We start from the raw sequence: 15,218 nt of genomic DNA on the forward strand, positions 1-15,218 counted from the left end.
GTCGCCAGCGGGTCGCCGGGGCTGGGAGACTGGGCGCATGTCCGTGGCCGATCCCGCTCCCGAGCCCACTGTGCGCCCCTACCGGACCCAGGTGCCTCTGCGCTGGTCCGACATGGACGCCTACGGCCACGTCAACAACGTGCAGTACCTCCGGCTCCTCGAGGACGCGCGCGTCATCGGCTTCCGCGAGTGGTTCGGCGAGGAGCGCTCGCTGCTCGACACGGGCGTCATCGTGTCGCGCCACGAGATCGAGTACGTCGCACCGCTGACCCACCGGCACGCCCCCATCGAGGTCGACATGTGGGTCACGCGGGTGCATGGGGCCGGGTTCGACCTCGGCTACGTCGTGCGCGATCCCGAGTCCATGGGCGAACGCGTGTATGCCGTCGCCGAGACCGGGATCGTCGTCTACGACTTCGCGACGTCCCGGCCGCGTCGACTCGGGGCGGACGAACGCGCCGTGCTCGACGGGCACCTCGGCGGTCCGGTCGCGTTCCGCTGGTCGCGCCGGTGACTGCTGCTGTGGTCTCCGAACTGGTTCTCGCCGATGCGGAGTCCCTCCAGGACCTCGGCCGGTATGCCGCCCGCGCCCGGGCGCTCGACGCCGACGGTGCCGTGCGGCTCCAGGCCGTTGGGCCGGTGTTGGCGTCGTGGGTGGGAGTGCTGCCGGGGTCGGGGTTGATGGGGACGGGGACGACAGTCGGGCTGCGGACGTCGGCGCTCGCGGTGCCTGCCGAGCTCGACGTCGTCGTGCCGTTGGCTGCGGTGTCGGATCGCGTTGCCCGTCCCGGGGAGCGGGCGGTGCTGCCGGTGCCGCCGATGACGGTGTCGGCGGCGTGGGCTGCGGTCTCGCCGCCCCGGTCCGGCTGGCAGGTCGTCGGGTCGGTGGGCTCGGAGGCGCTGCAGCGCGTGGCGTCCGAGGGGATCGCCGAGGTGGCTGACGGGACTCCGGACGGTGCGGGTTCGGCTGCGGTGGCGACACTGCGTGAACGTGTCTGGGGCCGGATGGTCTCGGCTGTCGATGGGGCAGACGTGCGAGAGGCGGGCACCGGCTCGCAGGGTGGAGCGGCGTATCCGGCCGCGCTCGCGTTCGCGGCCTACGCGTTGGGCTTCCTCACGCTCGGTGGCGAGTCGACGCTCGCGACCAACGGGCGCTGGACTCGCCTCACGACACAGGCAGGGCACGCACTCACGCGTCGCTGACTCCTGGCCAGGAAGCCAATGCCGGCGCGTGGCCAGACGTGGCTCCAGGCACGGAACCGGTGGTGTTGTCGAGGCGGCGTGGGTGCAGGCCGTCCCCCGCACGTGGCTGTGACCCCGTGGCCTGTGTGGTGTCGGGGTGTGGGGCGGGGTCATGGTCGGGGCCAGGTGGTGTCGTCTCCGGAGATGCGTTGGTCTGGTGTGGTGTCGGGTGGGGTCGTGGTGGGGTGGGCGTGGCCCGGTGCGGTGGCGTGGTGGGTGAGGGCGGTGTCGTAGGAGCCGCGGGTGAGGTCCCAGGTGACGTTCTGCCGGCCTTGGGGGTCGGTGGTGACGTGTCCGTGGAGGCGTCGCGAGTGCACGACGGTGTGATGGCGTTGGCACAGCAGGGCGGCGTTGGACAGGTCCGAAGGTCCGTCGTCGGCCCAGTGGATGAGGTGGTGGGCGTCGGTCCAGGCGGCGGGGGCGTCGCATCGAGGGTAGGTGCAGTGCCGGTCGCGGAGCCAGAGGCGTTTGATCTGGGCGGGGGTGAAGAGGCGGGTGGCGCGGCCGAGGTCGACGACCTCACCGTGGGAGCCCAGGACGGTGGGGATGATGGTGGCGTCGCAGGCCCAGCGTCGGACGGTGTCGGGAGTGACGAGGTCGCCGCTGGTGAGCGCCCCGAGCAGTGTCCCGGCGCCGGGCACTGCCAACCCTTGGTCGGTGTGCGCTGCTCCGGTGCGTGTCCCCCCGTGGTGGGTCCGAAGGTCGGCGAGGGCGATGCCGACGAACACCTGCGCCTTGGTCGAGGACCAGCTGCTGTCGCCGGCGGTGAGGGCGCGGCCGATGACGGCGAGGAGCGCGTCGGCGCGGCGTTGTTCGGTGGGGCGTTCGTCGGGTTCGCCGTCGGGGCCGGGGGTGGGTGCCGCGTGGGGCCCGATGGCGGCTTCGAGCAGGGCGCGGCCATCGCGGCTGAGGCGCAGGAGGTACTCGTACAGGCCGGGGGCGATCTCTTTGCCGGCGGTCAGGGACGCGCCTGCGCGGGCTCTGTCCTCGGTGTCGTCGAACGCGTCCGCGATGCCGTAGGCGGCCAGCAGCTGTTCACGCAGTTGACGGACGGTGCGGGCGTCGTGTCGTTCGCCCAGGGTCATCAGGCCCTTCCACACGGTGTCGACGGCGTCGGGGCACAGGTGGGGTTTGAGCAGGCGCATCTCCTTGAGCGCGACCTGCGCGGTGCCGATGCTGACCCGTCCGGTGACGACGGCCTCACGCAGGATGTGGTGGCTGCTCTGGCGACAGGCCTGGGCGACGTCGACGACGCGTGTGGCGCCGGCGACGGCGTAGCGGCGGTGGTGCGCGACGACCCATTCGCGTGGGGTCTGTGGGGGTGAGGCGCAGCCGGGTTCGCCGCGTTCGATGGCCTCGAGGACCACCGCGACTTCGGCGCCCTCTCCGGCGGCGGACAGCTCGCCGAGCGCTTCGAGGCCGGTAGCGAGCTCGCTGCCGGTGGCCTGCCACAGCACGGATGGGAGCGCGGCTGCGGCCTCACGGGCTGCGTGCAGGCGTTGCACGCACTCCGTGTAGGTCAGCTCCGTCGCTGTGGTCATGGATCGAACCTACGGGGTGGCACTGACAGTCGATCGGTGGCGAAATGGGCTGTGGCGCAACGTTATTCGACGCTGTGCATGCTGGAGGCCTCTGCTGTCACAGCAGGCTCAGGTGTTGCGCTTCGGGTGGGAAAGTCCCGCCCGAAAATGCATGGACACACATCGAGCCCAACCCGCCAGGGGCAGCGGCGGCTCGTGGTGCGTGGGTCCGGGACAATGTCGTCAGTGAGCGCCGCACTCAGGTGCGGATGCGACGCCCGGCCACGACAACGAGGGTTGCGACTGCAGCCGTCCCCAGCCACATCGCGACGAACGCTGGCACGTCCTCACCCGCCCGCGTGTGCAGGGCGGCGAAGACCGCACCCGTCGCCGCGATGCCGATGACCGACCCGAGCACGTCTGCCAGCTGGAGCGACGACGACGCCGACCCGTGGTCGGCCGGGGGAGTGAGCGACAGCGCCAGCACCGAGAGGCTCGCCGTCGCCATACCCATCCCCAGCCCCGCGACGGCCAACGGCAGAGCGACCAGCCACGGCCACCATCCCGCCCAGGTCACGAGCACGACACCGGCCAGCCCCAGAGCCAGCGTCCCGCCGCCCAGGCTCACCAGCCGGTCACGCCGCGCGGCGAACGAGTCGCGCCCCTGGATCCACGACCCGAGCGACCAGCCGATCGAGCCGATCGCAAGGAGGGACCCCGCCTGGGCCAACGACAGCCCACGCTCACCGGTGAGCATGAGCGGGATGTAGGTGATCGTCCCGAAGAACGCGCACGGGAGGAAAAACCGGCTGAGCATCACCGAGGGCAGCCCTCGCCGCATCGCGAACGTCCCGGAGGGCAGCAGCAGAGGCGCACAGACCGCCACACCTGCCAGCCCGAGCAGTCCCGTCACGACCTGCGGCGACCACGCCAGCTCGAGCTCGTGCGTGCCCCACTGCATGACACCGGCCGAGACCGCGATGCCCAGCCCCAGCCACGCCGCACGGACGTGTGACCGGTGGTCGCGGCTCGACGCCTCGACCACGGCGTCGGCAGCGCGGATCTGCCCTCGGCGCACGAGCAGCACGACGAGCGCGAGCGCCACGGGGACGACGACGATCCAGAACACCCAGCGCCACGACCACGTGCTGGTGACCCACCCGGCAAGCACCGGACCGATGAGCGAGGGCAGCACCCACGCGGCGCTGATGACGCTGAAGACCCTGGGCCGCAACGCCTCCGGGAAGGCGCGACCGATGACGACGAACCCGGCGACGAACGTCAGCCCGGCGCCCAGCCCGGCCACGGCCCGCCCACCGAGGAACACCGAGAACTCCGTCGACGCGCCGCAGATCCCACACCCCAGGGCGAAGAGCACTTGCCCGCTGAGCAGCGAAGGCAGCGACCCCGATCGGTCGCACCACACCCCGGCGAGCACGATCCCGAGGAGCTGGGTCGTGAGCATGATGGAGAACGCGAGCCCGTAGGAGCGGACCGCGTCGAGCTCGACGGCGACCTCGGGCATGGCGGTCGACACGGCCATCGACTCGAACGCGATGACGGAGATGAGGGCGACGATCGCGAGGGTGAGCGCGGCGAACTCGGCGCTGAACACCCCTCCGGCGCTGCGCTGCTCGACCCATGCCTGCGCCGTACCCCGTGAGCTCACGCGGCCACGCTACGCGAGGCCGTCGGCCGTACGGCCGGCCACCTCGCCCGCCCCGCAGCCAGCCGCCGAGAGACCCGCCCTGAGAGCCGGCTCAGGCCGCGGGGTCCAGCGGGTGACCGCGCTCGGCGAGAACGTCACGCAGGACGTGGATGTGGTCGGTGACGATGCCGTCGATCCCCAGGTCGAGCAGCCGGTGCATCTCGGGCGCGTCCTCCTCGCTCCACGGGTGGAACCACACGTGCACCTGCTTGCCCAGCCGGTGGGCCACCCGCACGAGTCCCGGTGTCACGAGCGTCAGCTCGCGACCACGCATCCGGTGCGCCACGGGGATCTGGAGCACCGGTGCCGACGTGTGCAGCCACCGCGACAGCATGCCCGGCGCGTAGCGCAGCAGCCCTGTCCCGACCTGCCCCGCCGCGGTCGCGAGACCCGGCCCCAGCGCCCGTCGCGCCGCACGCACCCGACGCTCGCTGAACGACCCGATGCACACCCGGTCGAGCGCGTCGTGGTGTCGGATCGTCTCGACCGTCGGAGCCAGTGCCGTGTCGGCCTTGATGTCGATGTTGAGCCGCGTCGTCGGGAACTCCTCGAGCAGCTCGGTGAGCAGCGGCACGGCGTCGGTGCCGTTGATGCGCGCCTCGCGCACCGCGGCATACGGGAGGTCGACGATGGCGCCCTCGATGTCGGTGACCCGGTCGAGGTGCGTGTCGTGGAAGGCGACGAGCTCACCGTCGGATGTCGCGTGGACGTCCGTCTCGAGGTAGCGGTAGCCCATCGCGACGGCCTCGCGGAACGCGCGCATCGTGTTCTCGAGACCGACGTTCGGCTCGTATGCCGCGCCACCACGGTGCGCCATCGCGATCGGTCCGTCGGTGTCGAAGTAGGCGAAGTCGCCCGCCCGCGCCACGGCTCAGATCCTCGCCCACACGGCGACGTCGGTCGGCACCCGCCCGTCCGCACCCAGCGGTTCCGAGCTCAGGACGACCTCGGCACCCGAGGGCAGCGCCACCGGCTCCGCGCCCAGGTTGACGAGCACCAGCGTGCGACGCGAGCCATCACCCGCGGCGTTGACGACCGCCACGACGTCGCCGCCGGCGAGCTCGTGCCACGCCGCCGAGCCCAGCCCGAGCCGGTCGGCCCGACGCACCGACAGCAGCGACCGGTAGAGCTCGAGCGTCGAGCCCTCGACACCCTCCTGCTGGTCCACGGCATACGAGCCGTAGGAGTCCGGCTGCGGGAGCCAGGTCGCGTCCGAGGGCCCGAACCCCAGGCTCGGCGCGTCCCGCTTCCACGGCATCGGCACGCGACAGCCGTCGCGACCGGTCTCCTTGCCCTCGGTGCGGTGGAAGGTCGGGTCCTGGCGGAACTCGTCGGGCATGTCGGTCGACTCGGGCAGTCCGAGCTCCTCGCCCTGGTAGACGTAGGAGCTGCCGGGCAGGCCGAGCATGAGCATCGTCGCGGCCCGCGCCCGCTTGAGACCGAGCTCGGCGTTGGGCTGGGCCTGGTCGGCGGCAATGCCGTTGGGGCGGGGGAGCGACTGGTCGAGGCCGAGCCGGGAGGCGTGCCGGACGACGTCGTGGTTGGAGAGCACCCAGGTCGTCGGCGCACCGACGTGGTCGTTCTCGCGGAACGACGTCGTGATGACCTCGCGCAGCCGCTCGGCGTCCCAGTGGGTGTCGAGGAAGTCGAAGTTGAACGCCTGGTGCATCTCGTCGCTGCGGACGTACTGCGCCAGCCGGCTCTCGGGCTTGACCCACGCCTCGGCGCAGAGGATGCGGTCAGGGGCCGGCTGCGCGTCGAGCACCGAGCGCCAGCGGCGGTAGATGTCGTGCACGCCGTCCTGGTCCCACATCGGCGGGCGCGGCCCGTCACCCGTCTCGTGGATCCGAGCGGACTCCTCGTCGCTCACCGGGAGAGCCGCCTCGGCACTCGAGTCGGACGCGTCGAGCATCTGGAGAGGTCCGTCCCAGTCGGGCAGGCCGTCCTCCTTGACGAGGCCGTGCGCCACGTCGACCCGGAAGCCGTCGACGCCGCGGTCGCACCAGAACTCGAGGATCGAGGCGAACTCGTCGCCGACCTCGGGGTTGTTCCAGTCGTAGTCGGGCTGGGTCGTGTCGAAGATGTGGAGGTACCACTCGCCGGGCGTCCCGTCGGCCTCGGTGACCCGCGTCCAGCCGTCACCGCCGAAGACGGACGGCCAGTTGTTGGGCGGCTCCTCGCCGTTGTCGCCCTTGCCCTCGCGGAAGATGTACCGACCCCGCTCAGGGCTCCCCGGACCCGCCGCCAGCGCCGCCTTGAACCACTCGTGCTCGCTCGAGGAGTGGTTGGGGACGAGGTCGACCAGGACCTTGAGGCCGAGGTCGTGCGCGGTCCCGATGAGTGCGTCGGCATCGCCCAGCGAGCCGAAGACGGGGTCGATGTCGCGGTAGTCGGCGACGTCGTAGCCCGCGTCGTTCATCGGCGAGACGTAGAACGGCGACAGCCAGATCGCGTCGACGCCGAGGTCGCGCAGGTAGGGCAGGCGCGCCGTGATGCCGGGCAGGTCACCGATGCCGTCACCGTCGGAGTCGGCCCACGACCGCGGGTAGATCTGGTAGATCACCGCGTCGCGCCACCACGGCGCATCAGCCGGGTCGGCGTCGTGCAGGGGAGTCAGGGCAGAGGCGGCAGGAGTGCTCTGGGTCACCCGACCCATCGTTGCGTATGCCGTCCGCCCCACCAACTCGTAGCCCTCGCCTTCTCACGCCCGTTGCGTCCGCAAAGGTGGTCGGAAAGGTGACCAGGGTTGCGGACGCAACGGGCCGGCATACCGGTGCGTCCGCAAAGGTGGTCGGAAAGGTGACCAGGGTTGCGGACGCAACAGGCCGGCATACCGGTGCGTCCGCAAGGGTGGTTGGAAAGGTGACCAGGGTTGCGGACGCAACCAGCCGGCGACCGGGCGCCCACGCGTCAGAGGGTGGGGCGGCCCTCGGGCGCCGCCGCAGCGCCCTCGTCGGTGTTGACGAGCATGTGCGCGGCCCGCATGAAGTAGTCGCGCATCGCCTCGGCGTGGGCCTCGTCGAGGTCGAGCGTGTCCATCGCCGCGAGCATGTGGCGCATCCAGCGGTCGCGCATGTCGAGCGTCACGGGGAAGGGCGCGTGCCGCATGCGCAGCCGCGGATGCCCGCGCTCCTGGCTGTAGGCGTTCGGCCCGCCGAAGTACTGCTCGAGGAACATCCGCAGACGGCGCTCCGCCGGACCGAGGTCCTCCTCGGGGTAGAGCGCGCGCAGCGGCTCGTCCTCGGCGACGCCGCGATAGAACTCGTGCACGAGTTTCTCGAACGTCGGTGCACCCCCGACCTCGTCGTAGAAGCTCACGGCTTGGCCCCCGAACCGGGGCCGGCAGCGCCGCCGAACCCGCCGTAGCCGAACGGCCCGACCGGGGGTGCCTTGATCCCGGCGCCGTCGATGGCCGACTTGAGCCGCTGGCGCAGCTCGCGCTGCACCTCGGCCTTTGCGCCGGGTGAGGTCTCGGCGAGGACGCGGATCGTCAGGGTCTGACCGGTGATCGACTCCACGCCGGCGACGGTCGGCTCGTCGAGCAGGCGGTCCTCCCACGCGGGGTCGGCGGCCATCCGCTCACCAGCCTCGCGCAGCACACCGGTGACCCGCGCGACGTCCTCGTCGTAGGCGACGGGCACGTCGACGATGGCGGTGGCCCGGTGCTGGCTGAGGTTGCCGATGCGGATGACCTCGCCGTTGCGGACGTACCAGGTGACGCCGTCGGCGTCGCGCAGCCGCGTCACGCGCAGCGAGACCTCCTCGACGGTTCCGACGGCCTCGCCGGTGTCGATGACGTCACCGACGCCGTACTGGTCCTCGAGGATCATGAACACGCCCGAGAGGAAGTCCTTGACGAGGCTCTGCGCGCCGAAGCCGAGCGCCACGCCACCGACGCCCGCCGAGGCGAGCAGCGGACCGAGCGGGATGCCCACGAGGTCCATGACGGTGAGGCCGGCGATGAGCCCGACGACGAACGTCACGACGCTGCGCAGGAGCGACCCGAGGGTCGCCGTGCGCTGCTGGTGGCGGGCCCGGGCGAGCCCGCTCGCCTGCGCCCAGACCCGACCGGCCCGCGAGCCGTCGGAGTCCTCGTGGCGCGTGCTCGTGCGCTCGGTCATCGTGCGCACCGTGCGGGTGATGAGCCGGTGGAGCAGCCACCTGATGACGACCGCGAACACGATCGTCAGCAGGATCCGCAGGCCGTCGGTGAGCAGCCAGTCCTGGATCCGCTCCGCGGTCAGCCAGGTCGTCCTGAGGTCGAGATCGGTCATGCCTGTGCGTCACGCTCCTGGGCGGCGAGGGCGCGCGTGATCGGGTCACGGTTCTCGGACACGAGGCGGCGCAGCGCGTCGGGCGCGTCCGGGTGGGAGTCGAGCCAGGCCTGGGTCGCGTCGCGCAGCTCCGCGCTGGCGAGCCCGCGCGGGTAGAAGCCGGCGACGATCGACTCGATGAGGGCCATCGACCCCTTGTCCTGCACGGTGTCGAGCACCTCGTGGTAGCGCGCGACGAACGGCTCGAGGGCCGCGACGTCGCCGAGGCGACCGAAGCCGAGGCCGTAGGCGTCGACGATCGAGTTCGACAGCCCGTCCTCGGTGACGGCGGCCTTCCACGCCGCCTCCTTGGCCTGCGCCGTGGGGACCGAGGCCCGCGCACGGGCGGCGCGCTCCTGGCCGGTGGCGGTCGGGTCGCGGTCGAGCTCGGCCTCGATCTCGCCGTCCTCGAGGGCGTTGGCGCCCGCGAGGCCGGTGAGCAGGGTCCAGCGCATGTCGGTGTCGAGGGCCAGCCCGTCGAGCGACTCGCTGCCGTCGAGCAGACCCCGCAGGTATGCCGTGTCGTCACCGGTCGTGGTCATGCCGGCTGCCGCCGTGACGAGCTGGAGCTGGGCGTCGCTGCCGGGCTCGGCCGCCTTGGCGATCTCCCAGAGACGCGCGAGCGTCGCGCGCCGCGTCTCGTCGCGGTTCTCGGGGGCGGTGTAGAGGTTGACCGCCGTGGCGAGCTGCGCGAACAGCGTGCGCAGCAGGGTCGAGTCGGTCTCGCCCGGCAGCACCTCGAGCACGAGCTCGGCGAAGGTGCGCGCGCTCATCTCGGCGTCGCGGGTCATGTCCCACGCCGACGCGAGGACGAGCGACTTGGGCAGCGAGCTCTCGAAGCCGCGGACGTGCTCGATCGCGGTCGACATCGAGCGCTCGTCGAGCCGCAGCTTGGCGTAGGTGAGGTCGTCGTCGTTGACGAGCACGAGGTCGGGCTGGGACCGGCCGATGAGCTCGGGGACCTCGGTCCGCTCGCCGGTGAGGTCGATCTCGAGGCGGCCGGTGCGCACGAGCCGCGAGCCGGCCGCGCCGCCCAGCTCGACGGCATACAGGCCGATGGCGAGGCGGTGGGGGCGGATCGTCTCGAAGCCCTTGGCGTAGGTCTGCTCGATGACGGCGCTGGAGATGCGGCCGCGGTCGTCGACCTCGATGACGGGGCGCAGAGTGTTGACGCCGGCGGTCTCGAGCCACGCCTTGCTCCACGTGCGCAGGTCACGGCCCGAGGTCGCCTCGAGCTCGTCGAGGAGGTCGTCGAGCGTGGTGTTGCCCCACTGGTGCTTGGCGAAGTAGGCGCGCAGGCCGTCGCGGAACGGCTCGCGACCGACGTAAGCGACGAGCTGCTTGAGGACGGAGGCGCCCTTGGCGTAGGTGATGCCGTCGAAGTTGACCTCGACGTCCTCGAGGTCGCGGATCGGCGCGACGATCGGGTGGGTCGACGAGAGCTGGTCCTGGCGGTAGGCCCAGTCCTTCTCGTGCGTCCCGAAGGTGGTCCACGCCTCGGTCCACTCGGTCGCCTCGGCCTGGCACGTCGTCGACGCCCACTCGGCGAAGGACTCGTTGAGCCAGAGGTCGTTCCACCACTTCATCGTCACGAGGTTGCCGAACCACATGTGCGCGAGCTCGTGGAGCACGGTGAGGGCGCGGCGCTCGACGATGGCGTCGGTGACCTTGGACCGGAAGACGTACATCTCGTTGAACGTCACGCAGCCGGCGTTCTCCATGGCGCCCATGTTGTATTCCGGCGTGAAGATCTGGTCGTATTTCTCGAACGGGTAGGGCTGGTCGAACTCGGCCTCGAAGAACTCGAACCCGCGCTTGGTGAGGTCGAAGAGGTTGTCCGCGTCGAGGAACTGCGTGAGCGACTTGCGGCAGAAGATGCCGAGGGGGATCTCGCCCTTGCGGCTCGTCAGGGTGTCGCGCACGACGTCGTACGGGCCGGCGACGAGCGCGGTGATGTAGCTCGAGATCGGCTGCGTCGGCGCGAAGACCCACGTGGCGACGCCGTCGCGGTCGGTCGCGCTCGGCTCGGGCGTGGGGGAGTTGGAGAGCACCTGCCAGTGGCTCGGCGCCGTCACCGTGAACGAGAAGCGCGCCTTGAGGTCGGGCTGCTCGAAGACGGGGTACATGCGGCGGCTGTCGGGCACCTCGAACTGGCTGTAGAGGTAGACCTCGCCGTCGACCGGGTCGACGAAGCGGTGCAGGCCCTCGCCGGTGTTCATGTAGCGACCGGTGGCCTCGATCCGCAGCTCGTTGTGGGCCGCCAGCCCACCGATGGCGATCCGGGACCCGTCGTATGCCGTCTCGACCACCTCGCCGTTGAGCGTCACCTTCTCGACGGACTCGCCGAGGAAGTCGACGAAGGTCGAGGCGCCCTCGGTGGCGTCGAAGGCGATGGTGCTCGTCGTCGCGAACGTCGTCTCGGACGTCGTGAGGTCGAGCTCGACGGCGTACGCGTCCGCCGAGACGAGCGCTGCGCGCTCCTGCGCCTCGACGCGGGTCAGGTTCTTGCCGGGCACGGGGGAGCCTCCTGGGTCTGCAGGGAAGGAAGGTCGGGGCGTTCTGCGGTCCCGTCATCCTCGCACGGGGACGCGACGTCCCTGCGTGGGTCCGCGGGTGGCACGATGTGGCGCATGAGCGACGAGCAGCGTCACACCGCCGACTTCTGGTTCGACCCGCTGTGCCCCTGGGCCTGGATGACGTCCAGGTGGATGGGCGAGGTCCAGCAGGTCCGTCCCGTCGACGTCACCTGGCACCCCTTCAGCCTCGCGGTCCTCAACGAGGGCCGCGACCTGCCCGAGGAGTACCGCGCGCTCATGGACCGAGGCTGGGGCCCGGCCCGTGTCGTCACCGCCGCGCGCGAGCTGCACGGTCAGGAGGTCGTCAAGCCGCTCTACGACGCCATCGGCACCGCGATCCACCCCGGCGGCACCGAGGACTACGACGAGGCCATCAAGGCCGGGCTCGAGCAGGCCGGTCTGCCCGCGGAGCTCGCGACGTACGCCCACACCGACGAGTACGACGAGCAGATGCGCGCCTCGACCCAGCAGGCCCTCGACCTCGTCGGCGACGACGTGGGCACCCCTGTCGTCGCCGTCGACGGCACCGCGTTCTTCGGCCCCGTCGTCACCCCCGCCCCCAAGGGCGAGGACGCCGGGAAGCTCTGGGACGGCGCCGTCCTCGTGGCGAGCACGCCGGGCTTCTTCGAGATCAAGCGCAGCCGCACCGCCGGCCCCCAGTTCGACTGAGCCCTCAGGCCCCACCACCTTTCGACCAACGACGTTCGACCAGGGAGCACCACCAGACATGCGCGTTCACATCGGCGGCGACCACGCGGCATACGACCTCCAGCAGGACCTCATCGCCTTCCTCGAGGCCGAGGGCCACAAGGTGACCAACCACGGACCGTTCGACCTCGACCCGCAGGACGACTACCCGGTGTTCGTGCTCCGCGCGGCCGAGGCCGTCGCGGCCGACGGTGACTCGCTCGGCATCGTCCTCGGCGGCTCGGGCAACGGCGAGCAGATGGCCGCCAACAAGGTCGCCGGTGTGCGCGCCGCGCTCTGCTACAACGACGAGCTGGCCCAGCTGGCGCGCGAGCACAACGACGCCCGCGTCATCTCGATCGGGGGGCGGATGAACTCGGTCGTCGAGGCCCGCTCGATGGTGCGGACCTTCCTCGAGACCCCGTTCTCGGGCGAGGAGCGCCACCAGCGACGGATCGACATGGTCTCGACCTACGAGAGCACGAAAGCACTGCCTGACCTGCAGTGATTCACGAGGTTGTCAATTTCCGGAGCACTCTTGCCAAGGAGTACCCGTCGGTTACGCTGACCTGAGCAGTTCCCAGGACAGGAGTACCGACTGGTGGCTACGGACGTCACCGTCCTCGTGCGCCGACGACCACTGACGGTCGCTCGGCGCTTCCGGACGTACGCCCTCGACGGCCATCGCCGCGACTGGGTCGTCTTCGGCATCTACGGCGTGGCAGCGGGCGCGCTCATCGCCACCATCCTCACCTTCCCCGGGCGCTTCCCGACCGTGACGGTCGCCCCGCTCATCCTGCTGAGCGGTCTCTACCTCGCGACCCGCCACCTCGTGGCGATCTATGTCGTCCTCGCCCTCGGGCTGGCCCTCGCGGTGCCCAAGCTGCCGACGTCCGCGTCGACCAAGGCCGTCATGCTCACCGCCTTCGGGGCGCTCATGGTGATGATGCTTGTCGTCTCGGCGTCGCGCTTCCGCGTGGGGTCGGTCGGGTTCCACAGCGAGAACCTCCTCGTCGACCTGCGTGACCGCCTCGCCCGGTCGGCGAACCTGCCCACCCTGCCGCAGGGGTGGACCGCCGAGTCGGCCGTCCTCTCCGCCCACGGCGAGGGATTCTCCGGGGACTTCATGGTCATCGGCGACACCCTCGGCGGCCGGCACCTCGAGGTCGCGCTCGTCGACGTGAGCGGCAAGGGCCGCGAGGCCGGCACCCGTTCGCTCCTGCTGTCGGGAGCCCTGAGCGCGCTGCTCGGCGCACTGGCCCCGAGCGCCTTCCTCGTCGCGGCCAACAGCTACCTCGTCCGTCAGGGATGGGACGAGGGCTTCGCCACGGCGGTCCACCTCGACCTCAACCTCGACACGGGCGACTACTCGATCGGCAACGCCGGCCACCCGGCTCCCGTGCGCTGGTCCAACGGTGCCGGCAGCTGGCAGGTGCTCGAGGGCGTACGCGGCCCGGTGCTCGGTGTGATGGAGGGCGCGAGCTTCCCCCGTGCCCGCGGCAACCTCGCGGTCGGTGACGCGCTGATGTTCTATTCCGACGGCGTCATCGAGTCCCGCCGGCACGACCTGTCCGAGGGCACCGACCGCATGCTCGGCGCCGCCGCCACTGCCATGATTCGGCGCGACTCGGTCGTCGAAGCCGTTGTCTCGCAGGCGCGTTCGGGAGAGGCGGACGACCGTGCGGTCTTCGTCATCCAGCGTCGCTGACCCACTCCGGCGTCGCTGACCCACCCCGACGGCGCTGACCCACTCCGGCAGGTGTGGGTCCGTCAGTGTGCGGCGGTGACGGGCATCCCGGTGAGCCGCTCGAGCGCGTACTCGGTGACCCTCACGAGCGCGGTCTTGACCGAGCCGCGGTCGCGGGCGTCGATGGTGATCACCGGGGTGGTCGCGGGCAGCGCCAGGGCGTCGCGGACGTCGTCGACGGGGAAGCGCTGCGTGCCGTCGAACTCGTTGACGGCGACGATGAACGGCAGCTGCTTGGCCTCGAAGTAGTCGATCGCCGCGAACGCCTCGTCGAGCCGCTCGGTGTCGACGAGCACCACGGCGCCGATCGCGCCCCGGATGAGGTCGTCCCACATGAACCAGAACCGGCGCTGGCCCGGGGTGCCGAAGAGGTAGAGCACGAGGTCGTCGCCCAGGGTGATGCGACCGAAGTCCATGGCGACGGTGGTCGTCGACTTCATCGGCGTGGCGGCGAGGTCGTCGACGTGGCTCGACTCGTTGGTCACGAGCGCCTCGGTGCGCAGCGGGACGATCTCGGACACGGCGCCGACCAGGGTGGTCTTGCCGACACCGAAACCACCGGCGACGACGATCTTCGTCGAGGCGGCGCCCGTGGAACGTGGGGAGGGGGCGACGTCCCTAGATGGCGCGAAGTCCACGGAGGGTCCTTTCGATGAGGTCCTGACGCACGTCAGGACTGGAGGCGTCGGTGAGGGTCGTCGCGGCGACCTTGAGGTGGCCCTGCTCGACGAGGTCGCCGAGGAGGACCCGGACGACGCCGAGGGGGAGGCCGACGCTTGCGGAGATCTCGGCGACCGAGGTGCGCTCGGCGCAGGCCGTGACGATCTGGCCGGCGCGGTCGTGCTCGAACCACTCCCGCTCCGCAGCGCTCGGCATCTGCTCGATGATCGCCTCGACGGGCAGGTCGATCGACGCACGGGTGCGTCCTGCGGTGAGGGTGTACGGCCGGACGATGCGCGCCGTGGAGACGTGCTGCTCGTCGTCGTCGTGGTGGGGGGACATCGAGGTGGTCCTCAGGAGATCCGCGCGCCGCGGGCCTCGGCCTCGACCATCGGGCCGACGCGCTGCACGAGCAGGGCCATCTCGTAGCCGACCTGGCCGATGTCGGCGGTGGCCGACGTGAGCACGGCGAGGTGCGAGCCGTTGCCGACGCTCATGAGGAGCAGGAACCCCTGCTCCATCTCGATGACCGTCTGGAGCACCATGCCGCCGTCGAAGAGCTGGGCGGCCCCGGTGGCGAGGCTCGCCAGGCCCGAGGACACGGCGGCCATCTGCTCGGCCCGGTCGCCCGGGAGCCGGGCGCTGCCGGCGACGAGCAGGCCGTCGGCCGAGACGAGGATGGCGTGCGTCGCGCCGGCGACGTCGTCGACGAACCTCGAGACGACCCAGTCGAGGTTGCGGCGCTCCTGGGCGTGGTCGGACATG

15 protein-coding genes are annotated in these 15,218 nt (G+C 71.1%); 5 read left to right on the plus strand and 10 right to left on the minus strand.

Annotation, left to right across the window (positions count from 1 at the left end; translation table 11 throughout):
- The first annotated feature begins 37 nt into the window (after positions 1–37).
- Entirely contained in the window at positions 38–514 is a 477-nt protein-coding gene (locus ACSQ11_RS11900; protein WP_436005629.1) for an acyl-CoA thioesterase, read from the plus strand.
- Complete coding sequence (locus ACSQ11_RS11905) at positions 511–1,203, plus strand: hypothetical protein (RefSeq protein WP_436005631.1); 693 nt, start codon at positions 511–513, stop codon at positions 1,201–1,203. Before ACSQ11_RS11900 ends, ACSQ11_RS11905 begins: the two co-directional genes overlap by 4 nt.
- Before the next feature lie 149 nt (positions 1,204–1,352).
- On the opposite strand, the gene ACSQ11_RS11910 is transcribed toward ACSQ11_RS11905, so the two are convergent.
- From ACSQ11_RS11910 to pepN, 7 genes are all read right to left on the minus strand, one after another.
- Positions 1,353–2,783, minus strand: a complete 1,431-nt coding sequence (locus ACSQ11_RS11910) for a DUF222 domain-containing protein (RefSeq protein WP_436005633.1) — start codon at positions 2,781–2,783, stop codon at positions 1,353–1,355.
- A gap of 238 nt (positions 2,784–3,021) precedes the next feature.
- Positions 3,022–4,431, minus strand: a complete 1,410-nt coding sequence (locus ACSQ11_RS11915) for an MFS transporter (protein WP_436005635.1) — start codon at positions 4,429–4,431, stop codon at positions 3,022–3,024.
- 91 nt (positions 4,432–4,522) lie between these two features.
- Positions 4,523–5,338, minus strand: coding sequence for a glycerophosphodiester phosphodiesterase family protein (locus tag ACSQ11_RS11920; protein ID WP_436005637.1), 816 nt, complete (start codon positions 5,336–5,338; stop codon positions 4,523–4,525).
- 3 nt (positions 5,339–5,341) lie between these two features.
- Entirely contained in the window at positions 5,342–7,126 is a 1,785-nt protein-coding gene (locus ACSQ11_RS11925; protein WP_436005639.1) for a glycoside hydrolase family 13 protein, read from the minus strand.
- A gap of 254 nt (positions 7,127–7,380) precedes the next feature.
- Positions 7,381–7,788, minus strand: coding sequence for a globin (locus ACSQ11_RS11930; protein ID WP_436005641.1), 408 nt, complete (start codon positions 7,786–7,788; stop codon positions 7,381–7,383).
- Positions 7,785–8,744 (minus strand): mechanosensitive ion channel family protein, encoded by a 960-nt coding sequence (locus ACSQ11_RS11935; RefSeq protein ID WP_436005643.1) that lies wholly within the window; start codon positions 8,742–8,744, stop codon positions 7,785–7,787. The genes ACSQ11_RS11930 and ACSQ11_RS11935 overlap by 4 nt, the downstream gene beginning before the upstream one ends.
- Positions 8,741–11,299 carry an aminopeptidase N gene (gene pepN / locus ACSQ11_RS11940; RefSeq protein ID WP_436005645.1) on the minus strand — a complete coding sequence of 853 codons (2,559 nt, stop codon included), beginning with the start codon at positions 11,297–11,299 and terminating at the stop codon, positions 8,741–8,743. Before pepN ends, ACSQ11_RS11935 begins: the two co-directional genes overlap by 4 nt.
- 114 nt (positions 11,300–11,413) lie before the next feature.
- Between pepN and ACSQ11_RS11945 the strand changes: the two genes are divergently transcribed.
- The 3 genes from ACSQ11_RS11945 (at position 11,414) to ACSQ11_RS11955 (ending at position 13,754) form a co-directional block, all read left to right on the plus strand.
- On the plus strand, positions 11,414–12,028 hold the full coding sequence (locus ACSQ11_RS11945) for a mycothiol-dependent nitroreductase Rv2466c family protein (RefSeq protein ID WP_436005647.1): 615 nt from the start codon (positions 11,414–11,416) through the stop codon (positions 12,026–12,028).
- A 58-nt stretch (positions 12,029–12,086) separates the two neighbouring features.
- A complete protein-coding gene (locus ACSQ11_RS11950; protein ID WP_436005649.1) occupies positions 12,087–12,554 on the plus strand; it encodes a ribose-5-phosphate isomerase in 468 nt (155 codons plus the stop codon).
- Positions 12,555–12,647: 93 nt separating this feature from the next.
- A complete protein-coding gene (locus ACSQ11_RS11955; RefSeq protein WP_436005651.1) occupies positions 12,648–13,754 on the plus strand; it encodes a PP2C family protein-serine/threonine phosphatase in 1,107 nt (368 codons plus the stop codon).
- Between the two features lie 62 nt (positions 13,755–13,816).
- On the opposite strand, the gene ACSQ11_RS11960 is transcribed toward ACSQ11_RS11955, so the two are convergent.
- From ACSQ11_RS11960 to ACSQ11_RS11970, 3 genes are read right to left on the minus strand one after another with little or no spacing between them, the layout of a single operon-like run.
- Positions 13,817–14,431 carry a GTP-binding protein gene (locus ACSQ11_RS11960; RefSeq protein WP_436005653.1) on the minus strand — a complete coding sequence of 205 codons (615 nt, stop codon included), beginning with the start codon at positions 14,429–14,431 and terminating at the stop codon, positions 13,817–13,819.
- Complete coding sequence (locus tag ACSQ11_RS11965) at positions 14,412–14,795, minus strand: DUF742 domain-containing protein (protein ID WP_436005655.1); 384 nt, start codon at positions 14,793–14,795, stop codon at positions 14,412–14,414. Before ACSQ11_RS11965 ends, ACSQ11_RS11960 begins: the two co-directional genes overlap by 20 nt.
- 11 nt (positions 14,796–14,806) lie before the next feature.
- Positions 14,807–15,217 carry a roadblock/LC7 domain-containing protein gene (locus tag ACSQ11_RS11970; RefSeq protein ID WP_436005657.1) on the minus strand — a complete coding sequence of 137 codons (411 nt, stop codon included), beginning with the start codon at positions 15,215–15,217 and terminating at the stop codon, positions 14,807–14,809.
- Position 15,218: the final 1 nt, after the last annotated feature.

Source organism: Knoellia sp. LjRoot47, from assembly GCF_964253435.1.
GTDB lineage: Bacteria > Actinomycetota > Actinomycetes > Actinomycetales > Dermatophilaceae > Knoellia.

Excerpts from the sequence above, each read along its gene's own strand:
- ACSQ11_RS11945 (WP_436005647.1), top strand. The coding sequence starts at position 11,414 with ATGAGCGACGAGCAGCGTCACACCGCCGACTTCTGGTTCGACCCGCTG.
- ACSQ11_RS11950 (WP_436005649.1), top strand. The coding sequence starts at position 12,087 with ATGCGCGTTCACATCGGCGGCGACCACGCGGCATACGACCTCCAGCAG.
- ACSQ11_RS11935 (WP_436005643.1), bottom strand. The coding sequence starts at position 8,744 with ATGACCGATCTCGACCTCAGGACGACCTGGCTGACCGCGGAGCGGATC.
- ACSQ11_RS11910 (WP_436005633.1), bottom strand. The coding sequence starts at position 2,783 with ATGACCACAGCGACGGAGCTGACCTACACGGAGTGCGTGCAACGCCTG.
- ACSQ11_RS11900 (WP_436005629.1), top strand. The coding sequence starts at position 38 with ATGTCCGTGGCCGATCCCGCTCCCGAGCCCACTGTGCGCCCCTACCGG.
- ACSQ11_RS11925 (WP_436005639.1), bottom strand. The coding sequence starts at position 7,126 with ATGGGTCGGGTGACCCAGAGCACTCCTGCCGCCTCTGCCCTGACTCCC.
- ACSQ11_RS11965 (WP_436005655.1), bottom strand. The coding sequence starts at position 14,795 with ATGTCCCCCCACCACGACGACGACGAGCAGCACGTCTCCACGGCGCGC.
- ACSQ11_RS11970 (WP_436005657.1), bottom strand. The coding sequence starts at position 15,217 with ATGTCCGACCACGCCCAGGAGCGCCGCAACCTCGACTGGGTCGTCTCG.